This is a genomic window from Neisseria sp. HMSC056A03 (assembly GCF_001815685.1).
GTDB classification, from domain to species: domain Bacteria; phylum Pseudomonadota; class Gammaproteobacteria; order Burkholderiales; family Neisseriaceae; genus Neisseria; species Neisseria subflava.
Genome location: NZ_KV821598.1, coordinates 13,601 through 33,389 on the forward strand (window position 1 = coordinate 13,601; position 19,789 = coordinate 33,389).

The window sequence follows — 19,789 nt, forward strand, 5'->3', positions numbered from 1 at the left end:
TGAAAAGGGCGGGTATAGTGGCCCACCCGATGGAATGATTTATTTGGTTTGGGGCGCGAACGGGCCTTGTCCGGTAATCAGGGGCTGCTGGCTTTCAATCCATTGCTCGCATTGGGCCATGAGTTCGGCTTCATTGCCGTTATTGTGGGCAATGGGTTTGCCGATGATGACGCTGACCGTGCCCGGATATTTGAGGAAGGAGTTGCGCGGCCAAAACTCGCCGCTGTTGAGCGCGACGGGGACGATGTCCATCTCGAACATTTTTGCCATGCGCGCGCCGCCGAGCTTGTAGCGGCCTTTTTCGCCGGGCGGCAGGCGTGTGCCTTCGGGGAAAATGGTAATCCAATAGCCTTCGTTTTTACGCGCAAGGCCTTGTTCTAAAAGTTGTTTGTTGGCTTCGCGGCTGTTGCTGCGGTCGATGCCGATGGTTTTAACCAGCTTCAAGCCCCAGCCGAAGAAAGGGATTTTGAAGAGTTCGCGTTTGGCAACATAAACTTGCGGCGGAAAAATCTCTTGCAGGGCGAGGGTTTCCCAGCCGCTTTGGTGTTTGGCGCAGATGATGGAGGGGTGGTTTGGAATGTTTTCCGCGCCGCTTAAGGTGTAGTTCAAACCGATGATGTGCTTGAGCGACCAGTTGAGGATGCGCACCCAAATTTGCGCCATTTTGTGTGCGCCGCCTTGGAAAGGCAGGGCAAGCAGCATAAAGGGGAACAGCAAAATAATGCTGGAGGAAAGGATGAACCAGTAAATCAGGTTGCGGATAATCAGCATATCGGGGAAAAGTCTGTCGTTTGAAGGCCGTCTGAACGCCGTTGTCGGCAGTTTTCAGACGGCCTTGTCGGTTATAGGATGGCTTGCGCGGCTTCTTCGATTCGTGTGTTTTCACGCATGATGTATTGCGAGAAAGCGAGCAGGTTGTCGAAGACTTGGGTATGTTCGGGCAGTTCTTGTTCGTGTTTGGCCAGCGTTTTTTTGCCTTTGCCGGTCAGAACAAGTGCGGATTTGCCGCCTGCGGCATCAATGGCTTGCAGGTCACGCAGGCTGTCGCCAACCAGCCAAGTTTCGGCAGCATTGGCCTTGAAGCGTTCGATGATGTCGATAATCATGCCGGGCTTGGGTTTGCGGCATTCGCAGTTGTCGGCGGCAGTGTGCGGGCAAAACCAAATGCCGTCGATGGTGCCGCCTGCTTGAACGGCAAGGCGGTGCATTTTCGCGTGCATTTCGGTCAGGTCTTGCACGGTAAAGTATTTGCGGCCGATACCGGATTGGTTGGTGGCCACGGCGATGGTGTAGCCTGCCTGCGTTAAAAAGGCGATGGCATCCATGCTGCCTTCGATGGGAATCCATTCGTCAACGGATTTGACGAAGTCGTCGCGGTCTTGATTGATGACGCCGTCGCGGTCGAGGATGATGAGTTTCATGGTGTTCCTAAATATTGTTTTCAGACGGCCTTCAACATATTGAGAGTTTGGTCGATATGATGCGTTAAGGTGGGATTATAGGTTAATGCCTGCATAGGAGAGGTAATTTTGTGTTTTCCCTGTCGTTTGAGAGAAACTGCTTGGGTGATGGCTTGTACCAATGTTTCTGGGTTTTGACGTGAGAAAAAGAAGCCTGCATTTTCGTTCATAACTTCGGTACATGCCATATTGTCGGAGAAAACAACTCGGGTTCCGCACAAAATAGATTCTATGCCAACCAGTCCGAATGGTTCGTACAGTGATGCCATGATAGTGAAGTCAGCAGCTCGGTAAAGTTCAGGCATATTTTTGCAGAAACCAAGCTCAATGACGTTGTCCATTGGTCGAGGTAAGGGTGATCCGGCAACAGCCAGTTTGATGGGTAAATCGGTATGCTCAAAAAATTCTGCTAATAAATCCAAACCTTTTCGGGTGTGTCCGGTTGATGGAAATAGGAAAATAGTTTCGTCGTCTTTAAATCCGTATCTCGCACGAGTTGCAGGAATTTCTTCCGGTTTAGCGTAGAAGCGTGCAGTATCGGCAGGTGGATGGATAACATGGATTTTTTCAGAAGGTACCCCATAGAGGTTGATCAACTCGTGTTGCATTAAGTGTGAATGCGCCATGATCAATTTTGCCGTTGAGTAGTTGGTGCGGTTACGCCGAATGATGAGTCTATCAAGTAGGTTTGGGGTTTTACCCATGTTGTGCAGGTAACCTAAGTGTGTACCGCCGCAGACAAAGATATCAGCATAATCACTGGGATTGCAGGCAATAAGGGGGATATTCCTGTTTTGCCGGAGTTTGGCCAATTGCATACTGAAGAAAAAAGGACGCAACTTTTTTGGAATCTTTTTTTGATTGACGTGATGCGTATCAACTTGGCGGTATTCAGGAATCGTTGTATCGATTTGTGCAGCAAAGACGGTAGGTTTGATGCCGTGTGCGTTTAAACCACGGACCAGGTCGAAAGTGTAGCTTTCCATGCCGCCACCTGGACGGAAGCAGTTAATAGCAATGTCGATAGAATAGTTCGGCTTCATTATGTGGATTCTTTTGAATATTTTTCTGCTTTCAAACTGCTTTTCCATTTTTCAAATGCCGTCTGAAAAACGGGGGTCAGTTTGGCGAAGGTTTCCGGGGTGTTTTTGACGTGGTAGAAGCCGCCGAGCGAGGGTGTGTCGAGGGCGAGGACGTAGTCTTCCATAAATGCGCCGTAGCCGTCTTCTTCGTCGGTGTAGTAGAACTCGGTAAACCGTTGGCCGAGTTCGGTAAAGTCGTCCGCCGTCAATGCGCCGTCCATGTGTTTGAGCAGGAAGTGCCGTCCGCTGATTTTGCCCGAGGTCATGGCGGAGAAGTCGGCTGCGGTTTCGGGGGCGGTTTGCCAGACGGGGTTGACGAGGCCTGCCTGCGCCGCCCACTGCCAGTACATGCCGATATGGGTGGCGGCGTTTTCGGGCGGGATCTGGTCGGGGTAGTCTTCGTCGAGATGGAAGCGGATATTGTCGTACATGGACGGTGTTCGTTGGGGGAAAGGGGGTATTGTAGCGGAAAATAATGAATTAGGCCGTCTGAAAGAGGGTGTTTCAGACGGCCTTAAGGGAATTTAACCTTTAAATACGGGAACAAGTTCCATTTGGCTCAATATTTGGGCGGCAATGTTGATGATGCCGAAGAGGAAGACCCAAACCATCAGCCAGAATCCGCCGTAAACTTTGTAGTTTTTGCCGACGCCGAATTTATGGCGCGAGCGGTAGAGCAGCATGGCGGGGATGATGCCTGTCCAGATGGTGGCGGCCAAGCCGACGTAGCCGATGGCGGTAACGAAGCCGGTAGGGAAGAGCAGACAGGAAATCAAAGGCGGCAGGAAGGTTAGTGCGGCGGTTTTGGTACGGCCGGAGATGCTGTCGTTCCATTTGAAGATGTCGGCGATGTAGTCGAACAGGCCGAGCGTTACGCCGAGGAAGGACGTTGCAATCGCCATGTAGGAGAACAGGGTCAACACTTTGTCCATATTGCCGGTTTGGGCGAACTTGGACAGCGTTTCGATCAGGACGGAAACTTGACCCTCAGCGGCGATGACGGGTGCAAACTCGTTGCGCGGCAGGTTGCCTTGGATAGCGATTTGCCAGAGGACGTAAATCACCAAGGCAATCAGCGTCCCCGACCACAGGGATTTGGCCACTTTGGGTGCGTCGCCTTTAAAGTATTTGAGCAGGCTGGAGACGTTGCCGTGGAAGCCGAATGAGGCAAGGCAAACGGGCAGGGCGGTGGCGACATAAATCCAGTAGCTGGTGCCGGCAGGGGCTTGGGTGTCGAACAGGACAGGCATTTTGGCATCGGCAATCAGGCCGCCGGTTGCCCAAATAAAGGTCAATACCATGCCGCCGATGAGGATGCTGGTGAAGCGGTCAACCAAGCGTGCTGATGCCCAAACGCAAAAGGCGAGAATGCCGAAGAAGACGAGTTGGCCGACAGTGAGCGAGATTTCGCTGCCTACCGCGCTGCCGATGCCTTTGGCGGTCAGGTCGCCGCCGACGAAGATGTAGGCGTAGGTGAGCAGGTATAAAACGAAAGCGACGGCAACGCCGTTGATGACGTTCCAAACCGGGCCGAGCAGGTCTTTAACCATGGTGTCGAAGCTGGCGCCGTGTGGATAATGGGTGTTGACTTCCAAAATCATCAGGCCGCTGGAGAGCATGGAAAACCAGGTGTACAGCAACACGGCCAGCGAGCCGGTAAACCATACGCCGGAAGTGGCGGTCGGGTTGGCAAGCATGCCTGCGCCGATAACCGTACCGGCGATAATCATCGCGCCGCCGAATAGGGAAGGGGTTTTGGTTGACATTGTTTATCTTTCTTCTAGAAATGCGTGGCTGCCATTATGCCGTAAAGTGTAAGAAAAGGTAAAGCAAAGGCCGTCTGAAAACCCGATTGTCGTTTTCAGACGGCCTTTGATGTGTATAAACGCAACTGATTAAATCAATTTTCTTAGTTTCAATTCGTTTTTCAGATACGCGTAATAAACCGGCGCGACGATGATGCCGCCGATGCCGAAAATGCGTTCAAAGACGACCATCGCCACCAGCAATTCCCATGCGCTGGATTCGATTTCCGAGCCGATGATTTTGGCGTTGAGGAAATATTCGAGTTTATGGATGACAACGAGGAAAACCAACGAGGCAAGTGCGACGTAAAGCGATGCGCCGAGGCTCAAAATAATGATGATGGTGTTGGAAATCAGGTTGCCTGCCACCGGAATCAGCCCGACGATAAAGGCGACGATCAGAACGGTCATTTTAAACGGCAGGTCAACGCCGAACAGCGGTAAAACCAAGTAAAGGTACAGGCCGGTCAGGAAGGTGTCGATCAGCGAGATTTTGACTTGGGCGAGGAACACGCGTTCAAAGCTGGTTTCAAAATTGACGATGCGGTGCACCAATTCGGCTTTAAACAATGGCATTTTGCGGCGGTTTTTGCGCATTTTCAGGCGGTGGAAACTGAGCATGGCGCCAATGATGATGCCGATGAGGATGTACACGAAGGAAGTGATGCTGTTTTTACTGATACGGGTCAGCGCGGCGCGGTATTCTTCAATCAGCTTGATCGCTGAGGCTTTGATTTCGGCCATATTGTTGGGCAGCATATTGAGAATGGCCGCAGGCAGGTCTTGGCTGTTTTTGGTGTCTTCCAAAATCGCCGCCAGCTTGGCCAGCATAAAGCCGACATGGCCGCCGTGTATCAGGTGGTAAATGCCCAAAGACATCATCGTGATGATGCTGAACACGATGGCCAGCGTCAGCGTAGTGGAAATCAGGTTGATATTGTGCGCGTTGAGCGATTTATGCAGCCGCGTGTTGCGCGGCAAAACATGGCGGCGGAGTTTGAGGATCACGCCGTTGGTGCGCGTAATAAAGATATAGGTCAGGATAACCGACAGCAGCAGCGGCAGAAAATGGTAGTGCAAGACAATCAGCAAGGCCAAGCCCATCAGGATATAGGAAGCGTTGCGGAAAGTCGGGTTGTCGGTGTGCGAAGAGATTAAGGACATGTGAAGCCAAATAAGGTAAAAAGCAAAAAAACAGGTCAGGCCGTCTGAAAAACCATGTTCAGACGGCCTAACTTAATGACAGCGATTAATCGTGCAATGAGGCCGCGTGTACTGTGTTTTCCAACAAAGTGGCAATCGTCATCGGGCCGACGCCGCCGGGAACGGGCGTAATCATGGACGCGCGTTCTTTGGCGACATCAAACTCCACGTCGCCGCACAGGCTGCCGTCGTCCAAGCGGTTGATGCCCACATCGATAACGACTGCGCCGGGTTTGACCCATTCGCCTTTAACGAAATTCGGAATGCCTACGCCGACCACCAAAATATCTGCGGCCGCAACTTCATCGGCAAGGTTTTGCGTGGCACTGTGGCAGATGGTTACCGTCGCGCGGGATAGCAGCAATTCCAACGCTTGCGGGCGGCCGACAATATTGGACGCACCGACGACGACCGCTTTTTTGCCTTTCGGGTCGACGCCGTAGGCTTCCAACAAAGTCATCACGCCTTTGGGCGTGCAAGGGCGCATCAGCGGCATTTTGACGACCAGGCGGCCGACGTTGTAAGGGTGGAAGCCGTCCACATCTTTATGCGGCTCGATACGCTCCAAAACCGCTTGGCTGTCGATGTGTGCCGGCAGCGGCAGTTGCACCAAAATACTGTCGACGGCAGGGTCGCCGTTCAATTCATCCACCAGTTTCAGCAAATCGTCTTGCGTGGTTTCAGACGGCAGCTCATAAGAGCGCGATTCGATGCCGCTTTTTTGGCAGGCCAGTTTTTTATTGCGCACGTAAACCGCGCTGGCAGGGTCGTCGCCAACCAATACTACTGCCAAGCAAGGCGTGTGCAAACCTTTTTCCTGACGTGCTTTTACCGCCTGCGCGACCGCCTCGATGCGTTGCTGGGAGATTTTTTTTCCGTCTATAAGTTGTGCAGCCATGATTTTTCCTCCTAAATAGGGACAAATATTGCGTTTAAATTATCGCATTTTTCAGACGGCCTGACACAAAAGAGTGGCCCTGATTACGAAACATAAAAATAAATAACGATTAAAAATAATAAGATAATCAAAAAATGAAAAAATAAAGCAAAGTAGGTGTTGACCGGGTTGAAAAGGGTCTGTATAGTTCAGGTCTTCAGTCGGGGCGTAGCGCAGCCCGGTTAGCGCATCTGCTTTGGGAGCAGAGGGTCGTGAGTTCGAATCCCACCGCCCCGACCACAAAATTCTTCGCACGAATCGGCATGAGCGCCCGTAGCTCAACCGGATAGAGCACCGACCTTCTAAGTCGGGGGTTACAGGTTCGATTCCTGTCGGGCGTGCCAATTTTTACGGTGGCTGTAGCTCAGTTGGTAGAGCCCTGGATTGTGATTCCAGTTGTCGTGGGTTCGAGCCCCATCAGCCACCCCAGATGAAAGCCTGCATATTGTATGCAGGCTTTTTTCCGTTTATACCCGAATTTTACTTCAGATTTAATTGGGTTTCAAAAAAGTATTTGTCAAACCGTTTTATTATGGCATCGGCAAAATGGCGTTTGCCGTGATATCAAATATCAATGAATACGTAATCAAGCCCGAATATTGTACCGTTCGGTATCTTTTTATGGTGTTTCGCCGTTATCCTTTATAATACCCCGATTATTTTCTGTTTCATTCCCAAAGGAACCGCATCATGTCCGAATGGCCAGCTCCAGAATTTGAATCCAAAATCTGTCCGCCCGAAAAGCTGGCGGAGCGTTTGGCGGCATTGCCCCGTCCGCTGGTGTTTACCAACGGCTGTTTCGATATTCTCCATAGGGGCCATGTAACGTATTTGGCGCAGGCGCGATCGGCCGGTGCGGCTTTGGTGTTGGCGTTGAATACCGATGCGTCGGTGCGCCGTCAGGGCAAAGGTGACGACCGCCCGATTAATCCTTTGGAAAACCGCGCAGCAGTGGCAGCGGCATTGGAGAGCGTGGATTTGGTCACATGGTTTGATGACGACACGCCGGCCGCGTTGATTGAAATGGTCAAACCCGATGTATTGATTAAAGGCGGCGATTGGCCTGTGGATAAGATTGTCGGTGCGGCCGAGACGTTTGCGCGTGGCGGCAAAGTATTTTCGATTCCGTTTTTACACCAGACTTCGACCACCAAAACTTTGGCGAAAATCCGTGAAGCCGGAGGAGGCGAATGACGGATTTGAACAGCCGCCATTGGGCTTTGCTCGCCGCGCTTTCAGACGGCCTGCCGCAACACGTTTCCCAGTTGGCGCGTGTGGTCGGGATGAAGCCGCAACAATTAAACGGATTCTGGCAGCAGATGCCGGGCCATATCCGCGGTTTGCTGCGCCAGCACGATGGGCAATGGCGCTTGGTGCGTCCTTTGGCTGTGTTTTCCGAAGAATCTTTGCAACAAATGGCCGGAAAACAGGGTTTTCGTGCGCAGTTGAAACACGAATGTTCGTCCAGCAACGATGAAATCATGGCATTGGCGCGCCAGTCGGCAGATTTGGCGCATAAGGCCTTGTGTGTGGCGCATTTCCAAACCAAAGGACGCGGACGGCAAGGGCGGAGTTGGGTCAACCGACAGGGCGAATGTCTGATGTTCAGCTTGGGCTGGACGTTTGACAAGCCGCAATATGAGCTGGGTTCGCTGGCGTTGGTGGTGGCATTGGCTTGCCGCCGCGCGCTTGCCGATATCGGTTTGGACGTAAATATCAAGTGGCCGAACGATTTGGTCGTGGCCAACGATAAATTGGCCGGTATTTTGATTGAAACGGCGAGGGTAGAGAATAAGACTGTCGCCATCATCGGCATCGGCATCAATTTTGTATTACCGAAAGAAGTTGAAAACGCCACTTCCGTGCAGGCTTTGTTTCAGACGGCCTCTAAGCAGGGCGTAAGCGTCAAAACCTTGTTGAATGCGGTATTGGCGCAACTCGATGCGCTGTTGAGCGAATACGCGCAAAACGGATTCGCGTTATGTGTCGGCGAATACGATGCCGCCAACCGCGATACGGACAGCCCGGTGTTGCTGCTTCAGGAAGGACGCGTTGTCCACGAAGGCGTGGTCAAAGGCGTGGATGCGCAAGGCGCGTTGCGTTTGCTGACGGACAAAGGCGAGAAAACCATTGTCAGCGGCGAGATCAGCTTGCGTCCGGATAACCGCCCGGCACAACCTGCCGCCGCCAAACCGGAACGCTTTTTGCTGCTGGACGGAGGCAACAGTCAGTTGAAATGGGCGTGGGTGGAGAACGGCACATTTTCCGAAGTTGGCCGCGCACCGTATCGTGATTTGACCCAGCTGGGCGAAGAATGGCTACAATTTGCCGATGAAGATGTGAAGATTGTCGGTTGCGCCGTGTGCGGTTCGGTAAAAAAAGCGATGGTTGAAGAACAATTAACCCGACCGGTCGAATGGCTGTCTTCCATGCCGCAGGCTTTGGGTATCCGCAACCATTACCGCTGCCCTGAAGAACATGGCTCCGACCGTTGGTTTAATGCGCTGGGCAGCCGCCGCTTTACGCAAAACGCCTGCGTCGTCGTCAGCTGCGGTACCGCCATAACCACCGACGCGCTGACGGAAGACAATCATTATCTCGGCGGCACCATCATGCCCGGTTTCCACTTGATGAAAGAGGCGATGGCGCTCAAAACCGCCAACCTCAACCGCCCCATCGGCAAGGTATATCCGTTCCCAACCACAACGCCGAACGCCATTGCCAGCGGCATGATGGATGCCGTTTGCGGCGCGTTGATGATGATGCATGGCCGTCTGAAAGACAAAACGGGCGGGGGCAAACCGGTCGATATTATTATCACGGGCGGCGGCGCGGGCAGAGTCGTGCAGGCGCTGCCGGAGTCATTCGTTCATGACAATCAAGTGAAAATCGTCGATAATCTCGTGATTCACGGGCTCTTGCATTGGATTGCCCATCGCAACGGACAATAAAAAGGAAAACGCATCATGAAATGGCTGTTTGCGGTCTTGGTCGCACTCAACATCATTGTTTTTGGCAGCATGGTTGCCTATCGGACACAACATAAAACCGCCAAACCCGAATCTGCTTTGGAAGGCAGTACACACGAATTATTGCGCCCGTCTTCTTTGGATGTGCCTAAAGCCGAACCTCAGCAGGCATCGCAACCTGATTGGGTGGTGGTCGAATCAGACGGCCTGATTATGGCCGAACCTGAATCAGAAGAAGCGGAAGCCTTGCGTAAAAAGCAAGAAGCGCAGCAGTTGAAAGAGAAAAAAGAAAAAATGCGCCGCGAGAAAGAGGCGCAAGAGCGTCGCGCCGCTGAAGAAGAGATGGGCGCGGCCGGCGTGGAACGCTTGTGTACCAGCAGCGCCACCGTGGTGATGGATGAAGACGATTACCACCGCATCAAAGGCCTGTTGGGCAAATGGCCTCATGCGGCCAGCCGCAGTATCGAAAAACGCAACGGCGCATCCGCTGGCGAGACTTCTTCCAAAACCTTCCGCGTGGTCTTGCCTGCGGACGGCGACACTTCCGCCCAGCTTGATGCCTTGGGCAGCCGTGGCTTTAGCGGCAGCATTCACAACGGCGAAATCAGCGTTGACGTAACACGCAGCCGTTCTTCCGCCCAAGTTTTGATTTCACGCTTGTCCAGCGCAGGTTTCGGCGGCGCACGCATTGTCGAACAAGAAGACAGAAGCGCACCCGATACCGGTTTGAGCGTGGCGCGCATGACTGTGGTCTTCATGGCGGTTGACGAGCGCGATGCCCAAGACATCAGAAACATTGTCGGCCGTTATGGCAAGTTGAACATGAAAACCTGCCGATAATCAGGCCTATTCGGTTTCAGACGGCCTGATAAACCAAACGCCATAAAACACGAAACCCACTGTATCGGCAGTGGGTTTCGTGTTTTTCGGTTTTGAGTATCTGATATAAAGGGGAACAGGTATGTTTCGTATATGCGCACTCCGAGTATCAAGAGATAATGGGAAAGAGGGGGATAAAATCTGTCGTTTAATGGCTCGGATTAGGACGTCTTCCGAGTGGTTTTGATTATACGCTAATAATAATTATTATCAATGGCAAAATTGAAAAAATAAGGGATTTTGTTGTAATAGTTTGTTTTTTATGGAAATTAAATTTCGGTATTGGCTTTACCATGATTGAAAAGGCCGTCTGAATAAAGACGGCACTTTGTCTATTAGAATTTAGGCATTGAGCAGCCTTCTGGAACTGCTATGGTACATTGTGAGTATCCTGAAGTTTGGCAGGCTTTTAAGGCTTTATCCTCTACAAGACCGGGAGCTTCTGAACGAGGAAAAGACATCCATTTGCCATTTAACTTTCCTTTTGCAACAGCAAGACACCCATTTCTTACCCATGCTTTTACTTTACATGGCGCGTTTTTTCCATTTTGCTCACAGGCCTTAATTGCTCCTTTTTTTGCTACTTCAAGAGAGGGAGCATTTATGGCATCTGCGGAAATGCCTGTTTTAAGATTAATAGCCCATGCACCGTATCTTGAAGGAACATCGATATTGACAACGCTTGGTTGGCTCTGAGCTAAACCACTATTAGAGCCAACGTTATATAAAATTTGCCTGCCCGAGCTGTCGATAATACGACAGGTTCCAGTTGCAGGTTGGTATTCACCGCCACAGCCGTTGGCATAAACATTAAGACTTGCCAGTCCTAGCAATACAACAAGTAACTTTTTCATTTTAATTCCAATCTATTTATTATTTGAATCTTTATCAGCCTGCGCTGCATCAATCATACGATGATTTGTTATCTTCTCTACGCGGCTGACGTTGAACTAGGGTAAGGCAAACATTTCAACCCTATATTTCAGACGGCCTTTTGATTTGTTTCAATCACTCATAAACCCAAGCAATCAACATATCCAAAGCCATATAAAATACCGTATAATCAAGGCCAAATTAACTTTGCCTGTTTGTCGGGCCGTCTGAAAAATTATGCAACAAACCTACGCCGCCGTACAGCGAGATTTGCTCGAAGCCAACCATCTTTCCCCTGATTTGCTCGCCCAAAGCTTGAGCATTATCGGCGCCAACCATGTCGATTATGCCGACATCTATTGTCAGCGCACTGCCTATGAAAGTTGGCATTTGGAAGAAGGCATCGTCAAATCGGGCAGTTTCCAAATTGATCAGGGCGTGGGCGTGCGTGCCGTTTCGGGCGATAAAACCGCTTTTGCCTACGCCGACAGCCTGTGTATCGATTCGATCAACCGCTCTGCCAAAGCCGTACGCGTGATAGGTGCGGCCGGCGGCGAGGCCAGCGTCAAAGTGCCGACACCTGCCTACGGCAAGCCTGTCCACATGGCGATTGACCCTATTGCCAGCCTCGATTCCGCTGCTAAAGTCGCGCTGTTGAACAAAGTCGAAACGCTGGCCAAAGCCGCCGATCCGCGTATCGTGCAAGTGATGGCCGGTTTGACCTGCGAATACGACATGGTGTACATCGCCCGTTTGGACGGTAAACACGCTGCCGACATCCGCCCGATGGTGCGCATGAACGTAACTGTCATTGCCAAGCAGGGCGAACGTCGCGAACAGGGCAGCGCGGGCGGCGGCGGGCGTTATGATTTGGCGTATTTCGATGAAAACTTGGTGCATCGATTTGTTGATTCCGCCGTCAAACAAGCGCTGACCAATCTCGAATCCCGTCCTGCGCCTGCCGGCGAGATGACCGTCGTTTTGGGCAACGGCTGGCCGGGCGTGTTGTTGCACGAAGCGGTCGGACATGGTTTGGAAGGCGATTTCAACCGCAAAGAAACCAGTGTGTTCTCCGGCAGAATCGGCGAGCGCGTGGCTGCCAAAGGCGTGACCGTTGTGGACCAAGGCGATATTGCCGACAGACGCGGTTCGCTCAATATTGACGACGAAGGCAATGAAACCCGCCGCACGGTATTGATTGAAGACGGTATTTTGGTCGGCTATATGCAGGACGAAACCAACGCCCGCCTGATGGGTACGCAATCGACCGGCAACGGCCGCCGCGAAAGTTACGCTTCTGCGCCTATGCCGCGCATGACCAATACCTTTATGGAAAACGGCGGCTATGAGCCGGAAGAAATCATCGCGTCCATCGACAAGGGCATTTACGCCGTCAACTTCGGCGGAGGACAAGTGGACATTACCAGCGGCAAGTTCGTATTCAGCGCATCCGAAGCGTGGTGGGTCGAAGGCGGCAGGCTGCAATATCCTGTCAAAGGCGCGACCATCATCGGCAACGGCCCCGAAGTGCTGAAACATGTTTCGATGATAGGCAACGATACCGCGTTGGACAGCGGTGTCGGCGTGTGCGGCAAAGAAGGGCAGAGCGTCCCCGTCGGCGTGGGGCAGCCGACTTTGCGTATCGATGCCGGGCTGACCGTCGGCGGCAGCGCAATCTGACGCGGAATCCAGTACGATGCCGTCTGAAAGTTTTTTCAGACGGCATCGCCTTATTCTTTTTTATGATGTTTGATATTCCCAAGAATTCTTTAACATTATCTTACAAGTTCATTAAAATACCGCCTTTCGTTAAGCTGATTGTCTGATTCTGATGAACTGGCCTTATCTGATCGATGCCATACCCAAATTCGCCGATGCGGCAAAGCTGACGCTGGAATTGTCCATTTACGGCGTTGTTTTGTCGTTGCTGTTCGGCCTGCCCGTCGCCGTGGTAACGGCATACCGCATCCGCCCTTTCTACGCATTGGCACGCGCCTATATCGAACTGTCGCGCAATACGCCCCTGTTGATCCAGTTGTTTTTCCTGTATTACGGCCTGCCGAAAATGGGCATTAAATGGGACGGTTTCACCTGCGGCGTGATCGCACTGGTTTTCTTGGGCGCAAGCTATATGGCGGAAGCCATCCGCGCCGGTATTTTGGCCGTCCCCAAAGGGCAGATCGAAGCGGGCAAGGCCATCGGGTTGAGCCGCTTTCAAGTGTTCCGCTATGTCGAATTGCCTCAGGCATGGGCGGTCGCCGTTCCAGCCATCGGTGCAAACGTATTGTTTTTGATGAAAGAAACATCTATCGTCAGCGCGGTCGGTATTGCAGAATTGTTGTTCGTTACCAAAGACATCATCGGCATGGACTACAAAACCAACGAAGCCTTGTTCCTGCTGTTTGCCAGCTATCTGATTATTCTGCTGCCCGTGTCCTTATCGGCACGCTGGGCGGAAAAACGCGTTCGGAGTGCGAAATATGGTGCTTGACTGGCTGTTTGAAGGACAAAACGCGGCGCGTCTGGGCAAAGGGTTGCTGCTGACGGCACAAATTTCCCTGATTTCCGTCGCCCTGTCCTGCGTGTTCGGCACGCTGTTCGGACTCATGCTGCGCGCGGACAACCGCATCGTGCGCTTTATCGGCCGCTTCTATTTGGAAACGGTGCGCATCGTGCCGATTTTGGTGTGGCTGTTCGGCTTCTATTTCGGTTTCGCCATCTGGACGGGTATCCATATCGACGGCCTGTGGGTTTGCATTTGGGTATTCGTGCTGTGGGGCGTGGCGGAAATGGGCGATTTGGTGCGCGGCGCATTGGAATCCATCGAAAAACATCAGGTGGAATCCGGTTTGGCCATCGGTTTAAGCCGTTGGCAGGTGTTCCGCTTCATCGAACTGCCGCAAAGCGTGCGCCGCGTTTTGCCCGGTTCGATTAACTTATTCACGCGCATGATTAAAACCAGTTCGCTCGCCTCGCTTATCGGCGTGATTGAAGTGGTCAAAGTGGGACAGCAAATTATTGAAAACTCTCTGCTGACGCAGCCCAATGCCTCATTTTGGGTTTATGGCCTGATTTTTATGCTGTATTTTTTATGCTGTTGGCCGCTGTCGCTGTTGGCGGCAAAGCTGGAACAAAAATGGGAACACTGATATGGCTTTATTGAGTATCCGCAAGCTGCACAAACAATACGGCAGCGTAACCGCCATTCAATCCTTAGATTTGGACTTGGAAAAAGGCGAAGTGATTGTGTTATTGGGTCCGTCCGGCTGCGGCAAATCTACCCTCCTGCGCTGCGTCAACGGTTTGGAGCCGCACCAAGGCGGCAGCATCGTGATGGATGGTGTCGGCGAATTCGGCAAAGACGTTTCCTGGCAAACCGCCCGGCAAAAAGTCGGCATGGTCTTTCAAAGCTATGAATTGTTTGCCCATATGACCGTCATCGAAAACATCCTCTTAGGCCCGGTAAAAGTACAAAACCGCAACCGCGCCGAAGCGGAAGCACAAGCCGACAAACTGTTGGAACGCGTCGGTTTATCCGACCGCAAAAACGCCTATCCGCGCGAACTTTCCGGCGGCCAGAAACAGCGCATCGCCATTGTCCGCGCCCTGTGCCTAAATCCGGAAGTGATTTTGTTGGACGAAATCACCGCCGCACTCGACCCCGAAATGGTGCGCGAAGTCTTGGAAGTGGTTTTGGAACTCGCCTGCGAAGGGATGAGTATGCTGATTGTTACCCACGAAATGGGGTTTGCACGCAAAGTTGCCGACCGCATCGTCTTTATGGACAAAGGCGGCATCGTCGAATCGTCCGATCCCGAAACCTTCTTCTCCGCACCCAAAAGCGAGCGTGCCCGCCAATTTCTGGCAGGTATGGACTACTGATTTACCGCAAACCGTCCGCTCCCCCTTTCAGACGGCATTCTATCCCAAGCAAACATTCAAAAAGGAGATTCCCAATGAAACTGAACGCAAAATTCAAAGCGCTACTCGCTTCCGCCGCCATCGCCATCGGTCTGACCGCCTGCGGAGGCGGCTCCGGTGACCCCCAATCTTCACAAAGCAGCGGCGCGGCAACCGTTGCCGCCATCAAGGAAAAAGGCGTGATCCGCATCGGCGTATTCGGCGACAAGCCCCCGTTCGGCTATGTTGACGCAAACGGCAAAAACCAAGGCTTTGACGTTGAAATCGCCAAAGACCTGGCCAAAGACCTGCTCGGCAGCCCAGACAAAGTCGAGTTCGTCCTGACCGAGGCTGCAAACCGCGTTGAATACGTCCGTTCCGGCAAAGTCGACCTCATCCTGGCCAACTTCACCAAAACCCCCGAACGCGCCGAAGCTGTCGATTTTGCCGACCCCTACATGAAAGTGGCGTTGGGCGTGGTTTCCCCCAAAGGCAAACCGATTACCGACGTGGCGCAACTGAAAGACCAAACCCTGCTGGTCAACAAAGGCACCACCGCCGACGCCTTCTTCACCAAAAGCCATCCCGAAGTCAAACTGCTGAAATTCGACCAAAACACCGAAACCTTCGACGCGCTGAAAGACGGACGCGGCGCGGCACTTGCCCACGACAACGCCCTGCTGTGGGCGTGGGCGAAAGAAAACCCGGATTTTGAAGTCGCCATCGGTAATTTAGGCCCTGCCGAATTTATCGCACCCGCCGTCCAAAAAGGCAACGCCGATCTCTTGAACTGGGTCAACGGCGAAATCGCCGCCATGAAAAAAGACGGCCGTCTGAAAGCCGCCTATGAAAAAAACCTGTTGCCCGTGTATGGCGAAAAAGTCAAACCGGAAGCATTGTTGGCCGAATAAGTTTGTTTAACAAGAAAATCCGTATCCGCATTTGAAGGCGGATGCGGATTTTTTTCAGCCGCCGCAAATATCGCAAATTCAAAGTAAAATCAACTATATCATTGTTTTTTATTTATTCCGTTATTGCCGCTTGGAAGGGAATCCGCCCCGTTCGGTTTCGCTTATTTTTGAATTTCGGGCAACTTTCAAATCGTCATTCCAGAAAATCGCTTCAGCCTTATGTTTCCGGATGACCGCTTTCGCGGAATGACGGCGGAGCGTTTCTGTTATTCGGATAAATTCCTACGGTATCGAAATGGCGATAAGGTGTTTTTCTTTATTATATAATTCCAAAGCGAAAATGATATTTTTTGAACAAGCGTGCCGCAAAGCCGGAAAAAATGTTCGAGCCGCATCGGCGGCAGACGGGATAAAAAATGATGTTTGACGAATGGTTGGGCTTGTCAAAACTACCTAAAAATGAAGCAAGAATGCTGCTGAAATATGCTTCGGGATATACGCGCGTGCAGTTGTTGACACGGGGCGGGGAAGAAATTCCGGATGAAGTCCGGCAGCGGGCGGACAGGCTGGCGCAACGCCGTCTGAAAGGCGAGCCGATGGCCTATATTTTGGGTGTGCGTGAGTTTTACGGACGACGCTTTGCCGTCAATCCCCATGTACTGATTCCACGCCCTGAAACCGAGCATTTGGTGGAAGCCGTGCTCAAACGCTTGCCGCCGCAAGGCCGCGTGTGGGATTTGGGAACGGGCAGCGGCGCCATTGCCGTGACCGTCGCGCTTGAACGCGTTGATGCCGATGTTCGCGCATCCGACATCAGCACCGGTGCTTTGGATACCGCCCGTCAAAATGCGGCCGAATTGGGCGCAAAAGTCGAGTTTGCGCAGGGTTCGTGGTTTGATACCGACAGGCCGTCTGAAGGCAGATACGATGTGATTGTTTCCAATCCGCCGTATATAGAGGATGGCGATGAACATTTATCGCAAGGCGATTTGAGGTTTGAACCGCAAAACGCGTTGACCGACTTTTCAGACGGCCTTAGCCATATCCGCCACATTACCCAAGAAGCCCCCAAATACCTGAAAGCCAATGGCTGGCTGCTGTTTGAACATGGCTATGACCAAGGTGAAGCAGTGCGGAACATTATGTTGGAGAACGGTTTTGCCGAAGTGGCAACCGAACAGGATTTGGCTGGATTGGACAGGGTCACGCTAGGGCGTTTGCCTGCTTAGCGGGCATGGTTTGTCGGAATATAAAAAAGGGCGTGTCGATCACGCCCTTTTGGTTTTTTGGTTTAGCTGTTCAGACGGCCTGGTTTAATGCCAAGCAGCGACGAACTCCGCCCAGTGTTGTTTTTCTTCGGCTTGTGCGGCCAGATAATGTTTGATGCGTTTGATTTCGACTTCGTATTCATCGGCATCGAGCGCGCCGCTCATCATGCGAAAGCGTTGATACATGAGATAGGTATTGGCTGCATCGGTTTCGCAGTAGTCGCGGATGTCTTTCAGACGGCCTGCATGATAAGCGTCCCAAACCTTGCTGCCGTCCATGCCCAATTTGCCGGGGAAGCCGCAGAGTTTGGCCATATCGTCCAAAGGCACGCTGGCACGCGGTTGGTAGAGGGCGAGCAAATCCATCAGGTCGCAATGGCGGGTGTGGTAACGGCTGATGTAGTTGTTCCACTTAAAGTCGCGGCTGTCGCCAAAATCGCCGTCACCCATGTCCCAATAGCGGGCGGCGCTGATGCCGTGTATCAGGGCGCGGTAGTGGAGGACGGGCAGGTCGAAACCGCCGCCGTTCCAGCTGACGAGTTGCGGCGTATAGTTTTCGATGACCTCGAAAAACTTGGCAATCATGACTTCTTCGCTGTCCTCGGGATCGCCGATGGTGCTGACGCGGATTTTGTCTTGCCCCCAGCGCATACAGCAGGAGATGGCGACGACTTGGTGCAGATGGTGTTGCATAAAGTCGCTGCCGGTTTTGGCTCGGCGTTGCTGTTGGGCAAACAGGACGACTTCGTTGTCGGGCAAATCGGCAGGCAAATCGTAAAGCTGGCGGATGCCGTTTACGTCGGGAATGGTTTCGATGTCGAAGGCGAGTATCGGAGTCATGGCGTGATCGGGTTGGATAAGGGATGATGTCATTGTGGCATGACGGCGCAGATAAAAAAAGAGGCAATCCCCCACAGGATTGCCCCAATACCTCAAATCAGAGATTTACGCTTCACAAACAATACAGGCTTTCACCTGCGGCTTTACAGATGCAGCTCAACTCTGCATCGGTAAATTTTCATTCCGGGCATTGCACCGAAATCCTCTAAGATACCGCAATTTCTTGCAATATCAGAAAATGCTTACAAAAGTATCTAAAACCGGCGAGGCCGTCTGAACGTTTTGTAATTTGATGTAGTGAAATTTACGCGAATTTTTACAGTTTGCCAAGTATTTTTTTCTGAAGGCTTGTTTTGGTATAAATTTCAGGTGTTGTCATATTTTTGCAATTATATTTCATAATTGTTCAAAAGTTAGGTATTTATTTTATTTTTCTAAATTTTAATCTAATTTTATTTCATATTTTGAATGATTAAAATGTATTTTTTCAAATGAACTATTTTGCAATATATTGTTTTTAAAAGAAATTAAATTTAATATATAAATGAAAAAAGTTGTTTTTAAAGCATTTAAAGCGGAATATTATTTGATTGTTTGAACTCAAACATGAGTTTCGGTTTGATTCGATTAAAATGAAAAAGCGGCGAAAGAAAGATTGCGCCGCTTTTTGCATATTTAGGTTGTAATTTGATGTAGTCAATAAAAGCTGTTTTCGCCTTCGGGACGGGTTTTGAAGCGTTTGTGCATCCAGAAATATTGTTCTGGATGTTCGCGTACCCGCTCTTCAATGAAGTCGTTCATGCGCTGGGTGTCGGCTTCGACATTTTCGGTCGGGAAATTGTCCCAAGCCGGATAGAAGCGCAGGGTTACGGTATTGTCGGCTTCACGCGTGGGGATGGCGGGAATGATTTTGGCTTTGGTCATGCCGGCAATACGGCTGAGGCCGGTAATCGTGGCCGTCTGAATACCGAAGAAATTAACGAAAATGGAATCGTTGCGGCCGAAGTCTTGGTCGGGCAGATAAAGAAAGGGAGCATCGCTTTTGCGCAGGTGTTTGATGATGGCGCGCAGGCCTTCTGTGCGGCCGATCAGGAAAACATTGTTGTAGCGGTGGCGGCCTTTCAGGATTTGCTCGTCCAGGGTTTTGTTTTTTTGGTGCGAATACATACTGGTCAGCGGCACATCCTGATTGAGCGTGTAAACCGCCATTTCAAATGCGGTAAAGTGCGGATAGAGGATGATGACTTTTTCGCCGGCGGCGAGGGCTTCGTCAAGATGGTGTTTGTCTTGATAGCGTACCAACGAGCGCAGCTTGTCCGCAGGTGCGTACCAGTAGAGGCCGTATTCGAGCATCAGCTTTGCCATGTGTTGGAAGTGGCGTTTGAGCAGGGCAGTGCGCTGGCTGTCGTTCAGCTCGGGAAAGCATTTTTTGAGGTTGACCTCGCCGACTTTGCGGCGCGGTTTGACCGCGTAATAGGCGAGAATACCGATCGCGTCGGCAATCTTGTGCAACACGCAAAAAGGCAGCAGGCGGATGAGGTAGAGAAAAAGGAAGGCGGCTTTCATGAAGGCTCGCTGTATGTGGGCAAAGGGCTATTATAACCGAAAGGCCGTCTGAAAACGGGCTGGAACATTGAACTGCACCCCAAAAGTTGGACACAT

General features: G+C 51.6%; 19 protein-coding genes and 3 tRNA genes. 12 read left to right on the plus strand and 10 right to left on the minus strand.

Annotated elements, in window-relative coordinates:
* Positions 1 to 39: 39 nt before the first annotated feature.
* The 7 genes from HMPREF3052_RS02625 to folD form a co-directional block, all read right to left on the minus strand.
* The gene (locus HMPREF3052_RS02625; protein WP_070748325.1) at positions 40 to 771 is read right to left on the minus strand and encodes a lysophospholipid acyltransferase family protein; all 732 of its coding nucleotides are present in this window, start codon (positions 769 to 771) and stop codon (positions 40 to 42) included.
* A gap of 71 nt (positions 772 to 842) precedes the next feature.
* Positions 843 to 1,421, minus strand: a complete 579-nt coding sequence (gene gmhB / locus HMPREF3052_RS02630; RefSeq protein ID WP_070748327.1) for a D-glycero-beta-D-manno-heptose 1,7-bisphosphate 7-phosphatase — start codon at positions 1,419 to 1,421, stop codon at positions 843 to 845.
* Positions 1,422 to 1,441: 20 nt separating this feature from the next.
* A complete protein-coding gene (locus HMPREF3052_RS02635) occupies positions 1,442 to 2,503 on the minus strand; it encodes a glycosyltransferase family 4 protein (RefSeq protein ID WP_070748329.1) in 1,062 nt (353 codons plus the stop codon).
* Complete coding sequence (locus HMPREF3052_RS02640; protein WP_070748332.1) at positions 2,503 to 2,973, minus strand: DUF7832 domain-containing protein; 471 nt, start codon at positions 2,971 to 2,973, stop codon at positions 2,503 to 2,505. The genes HMPREF3052_RS02635 and HMPREF3052_RS02640 overlap by 1 nt, the downstream gene beginning before the upstream one ends.
* Before the next feature lie 93 nt (positions 2,974 to 3,066).
* A complete protein-coding gene (locus tag HMPREF3052_RS02645) occupies positions 3,067 to 4,308 on the minus strand; it encodes an aromatic amino acid transporter (protein WP_070748334.1) in 1,242 nt (413 codons plus the stop codon).
* Positions 4,309 to 4,437: 129 nt separating this feature from the next.
* Complete coding sequence (locus HMPREF3052_RS02650; RefSeq protein ID WP_070748336.1) at positions 4,438 to 5,511, minus strand: AI-2E family transporter; 1,074 nt, start codon at positions 5,509 to 5,511, stop codon at positions 4,438 to 4,440.
* Positions 5,512 to 5,596: 85 nt separating this feature from the next.
* Positions 5,597 to 6,448: a bifunctional methylenetetrahydrofolate dehydrogenase/methenyltetrahydrofolate cyclohydrolase FolD gene (gene folD / locus HMPREF3052_RS02655; protein WP_070748338.1), complete on the minus strand. Its 852-nt coding sequence runs from the start codon at positions 6,446 to 6,448 to the stop codon at positions 5,597 to 5,599.
* A gap of 201 nt (positions 6,449 to 6,649) precedes the next feature.
* Between folD and HMPREF3052_RS02660 the strand changes: the two genes are divergently transcribed.
* The 6 genes from HMPREF3052_RS02660 (at position 6,650) to HMPREF3052_RS02685 (ending at position 10,296) form a co-directional block, all read left to right on the plus strand.
* A tRNA-Pro gene (locus HMPREF3052_RS02660) sits at positions 6,650 to 6,727 on the plus strand.
* A 27-nt stretch (positions 6,728 to 6,754) separates the two neighbouring features.
* Positions 6,755 to 6,831 (plus strand) — tRNA-Arg (locus HMPREF3052_RS02665).
* A 9-nt stretch (positions 6,832 to 6,840) separates the two neighbouring features.
* Positions 6,841 to 6,916 (plus strand) — tRNA-His (locus HMPREF3052_RS02670).
* A 258-nt stretch (positions 6,917 to 7,174) separates the two neighbouring features.
* Positions 7,175 to 7,681: a D-glycero-beta-D-manno-heptose 1-phosphate adenylyltransferase gene (gene rfaE2, locus HMPREF3052_RS02675; RefSeq protein ID WP_199901393.1), complete on the plus strand. Its 507-nt coding sequence runs from the start codon at positions 7,175 to 7,177 to the stop codon at positions 7,679 to 7,681.
* Positions 7,678 to 9,438 (plus strand): bifunctional biotin--[acetyl-CoA-carboxylase] ligase/type III pantothenate kinase, encoded by a 1,761-nt coding sequence (locus HMPREF3052_RS02680; RefSeq protein ID WP_070748342.1) that lies wholly within the window; start codon positions 7,678 to 7,680, stop codon positions 9,436 to 9,438. Before rfaE2 ends, HMPREF3052_RS02680 begins: the two co-directional genes overlap by 4 nt.
* Positions 9,439 to 9,453: 15 nt before the next feature.
* The gene (locus HMPREF3052_RS02685) at positions 9,454 to 10,296 is read left to right on the plus strand and encodes a cell division protein (protein WP_070748344.1); all 843 of its coding nucleotides are present in this window, start codon (positions 9,454 to 9,456) and stop codon (positions 10,294 to 10,296) included.
* 374 nt (positions 10,297 to 10,670) lie between these two features.
* Here the strand turns inward: HMPREF3052_RS02685 and HMPREF3052_RS02690 are convergent, their stop codons facing one another.
* Positions 10,671 to 11,189, minus strand: coding sequence for a DUF4189 domain-containing protein (locus HMPREF3052_RS02690; protein WP_070748346.1), 519 nt, complete (start codon positions 11,187 to 11,189; stop codon positions 10,671 to 10,673).
* 256 nt (positions 11,190 to 11,445) lie between these two features.
* Here HMPREF3052_RS02690 and tldD point away from each other — a divergent pair, with 256 nt between their 5' ends.
* The 6 genes from tldD (at position 11,446) to prmC (ending at position 17,248) form a co-directional block, all read left to right on the plus strand.
* Positions 11,446 to 12,888, plus strand: coding sequence for a metalloprotease TldD (gene tldD, locus HMPREF3052_RS02695; protein ID WP_070748348.1), 1,443 nt, complete (start codon positions 11,446 to 11,448; stop codon positions 12,886 to 12,888).
* A 151-nt stretch (positions 12,889 to 13,039) separates the two neighbouring features.
* Positions 13,040 to 13,699: an amino acid ABC transporter permease gene (locus HMPREF3052_RS02700; protein ID WP_070748350.1), complete on the plus strand. Its 660-nt coding sequence runs from the start codon at positions 13,040 to 13,042 to the stop codon at positions 13,697 to 13,699.
* Positions 13,689 to 14,357: an amino acid ABC transporter permease gene (locus HMPREF3052_RS02705; RefSeq protein WP_070748352.1), complete on the plus strand. Its 669-nt coding sequence runs from the start codon at positions 13,689 to 13,691 to the stop codon at positions 14,355 to 14,357. Before HMPREF3052_RS02700 ends, HMPREF3052_RS02705 begins: the two co-directional genes overlap by 11 nt.
* Position 14,358: 1 nt before the next feature.
* Positions 14,359 to 15,090, plus strand: a complete 732-nt coding sequence (locus HMPREF3052_RS02710; RefSeq protein WP_070748354.1) for an amino acid ABC transporter ATP-binding protein — start codon at positions 14,359 to 14,361, stop codon at positions 15,088 to 15,090.
* A gap of 74 nt (positions 15,091 to 15,164) precedes the next feature.
* Positions 15,165 to 16,019: an amino acid ABC transporter substrate-binding protein gene (locus tag HMPREF3052_RS02715; protein ID WP_070748356.1), complete on the plus strand. Its 855-nt coding sequence runs from the start codon at positions 15,165 to 15,167 to the stop codon at positions 16,017 to 16,019.
* A 416-nt stretch (positions 16,020 to 16,435) separates the two neighbouring features.
* Positions 16,436 to 17,248: a peptide chain release factor N(5)-glutamine methyltransferase gene (prmC, locus tag HMPREF3052_RS02720; protein ID WP_070748358.1), complete on the plus strand. Its 813-nt coding sequence runs from the start codon at positions 16,436 to 16,438 to the stop codon at positions 17,246 to 17,248.
* An 84-nt stretch (positions 17,249 to 17,332) separates the two neighbouring features.
* On the opposite strand, the gene HMPREF3052_RS02725 is transcribed toward prmC, so the two are convergent.
* Together HMPREF3052_RS02725 and HMPREF3052_RS02730 are read right to left on the minus strand one after the other, a co-directional pair.
* The gene (locus HMPREF3052_RS02725) at positions 17,333 to 18,127 is read right to left on the minus strand and encodes a 3'-5' exonuclease (RefSeq protein WP_070748360.1); all 795 of its coding nucleotides are present in this window, start codon (positions 18,125 to 18,127) and stop codon (positions 17,333 to 17,335) included.
* Between the two features lie 696 nt (positions 18,128 to 18,823).
* Positions 18,824 to 19,708 (minus strand): lipid A biosynthesis lauroyl acyltransferase, encoded by an 885-nt coding sequence (locus HMPREF3052_RS02730; protein ID WP_283126943.1) that lies wholly within the window; start codon positions 19,706 to 19,708, stop codon positions 18,824 to 18,826.
* Positions 19,709 to 19,789 lie beyond the last annotated feature (81 nt).

Excerpts from the sequence above, each read along its gene's own strand:
- HMPREF3052_RS02625 (WP_070748325.1), bottom strand. The coding sequence starts at position 771 with ATGCTGATTATCCGCAACCTGATTTACTGGTTCATCCTTTCCTCCAGC.
- gmhB (WP_070748327.1), bottom strand. The coding sequence starts at position 1,421 with ATGAAACTCATCATCCTCGACCGCGACGGCGTCATCAATCAAGACCGC.
- HMPREF3052_RS02635 (WP_070748329.1), bottom strand. The coding sequence starts at position 2,503 with ATGAAGCCGAACTATTCTATCGACATTGCTATTAACTGCTTCCGTCCA.
- HMPREF3052_RS02640 (WP_070748332.1), bottom strand. The coding sequence starts at position 2,973 with ATGTACGACAATATCCGCTTCCATCTCGACGAAGACTACCCCGACCAG.
- HMPREF3052_RS02645 (WP_070748334.1), bottom strand. The coding sequence starts at position 4,308 with ATGTCAACCAAAACCCCTTCCCTATTCGGCGGCGCGATGATTATCGCC.
- HMPREF3052_RS02650 (WP_070748336.1), bottom strand. The coding sequence starts at position 5,511 with ATGTCCTTAATCTCTTCGCACACCGACAACCCGACTTTCCGCAACGCT.
- folD (WP_070748338.1), bottom strand. The coding sequence starts at position 6,448 with ATGGCTGCACAACTTATAGACGGAAAAAAAATCTCCCAGCAACGCATC.
- HMPREF3052_RS02680 (WP_070748342.1), top strand. The coding sequence starts at position 7,678 with ATGACGGATTTGAACAGCCGCCATTGGGCTTTGCTCGCCGCGCTTTCA.
- HMPREF3052_RS02685 (WP_070748344.1), top strand. The coding sequence starts at position 9,454 with ATGAAATGGCTGTTTGCGGTCTTGGTCGCACTCAACATCATTGTTTTT.
- HMPREF3052_RS02690 (WP_070748346.1), bottom strand. The coding sequence starts at position 11,189 with ATGAAAAAGTTACTTGTTGTATTGCTAGGACTGGCAAGTCTTAATGTT.
- tldD (WP_070748348.1), top strand. The coding sequence starts at position 11,446 with ATGCAACAAACCTACGCCGCCGTACAGCGAGATTTGCTCGAAGCCAAC.
- HMPREF3052_RS02700 (WP_070748350.1), top strand. The coding sequence starts at position 13,040 with ATGAACTGGCCTTATCTGATCGATGCCATACCCAAATTCGCCGATGCG.
- HMPREF3052_RS02705 (WP_070748352.1), top strand. The coding sequence starts at position 13,689 with ATGGTGCTTGACTGGCTGTTTGAAGGACAAAACGCGGCGCGTCTGGGC.
- HMPREF3052_RS02710 (WP_070748354.1), top strand. The coding sequence starts at position 14,359 with ATGGCTTTATTGAGTATCCGCAAGCTGCACAAACAATACGGCAGCGTA.
- HMPREF3052_RS02715 (WP_070748356.1), top strand. The coding sequence starts at position 15,165 with ATGAAACTGAACGCAAAATTCAAAGCGCTACTCGCTTCCGCCGCCATC.
- prmC (WP_070748358.1), top strand. The coding sequence starts at position 16,436 with ATGATGTTTGACGAATGGTTGGGCTTGTCAAAACTACCTAAAAATGAA.
- HMPREF3052_RS02725 (WP_070748360.1), bottom strand. The coding sequence starts at position 18,127 with ATGACTCCGATACTCGCCTTCGACATCGAAACCATTCCCGACGTAAAC.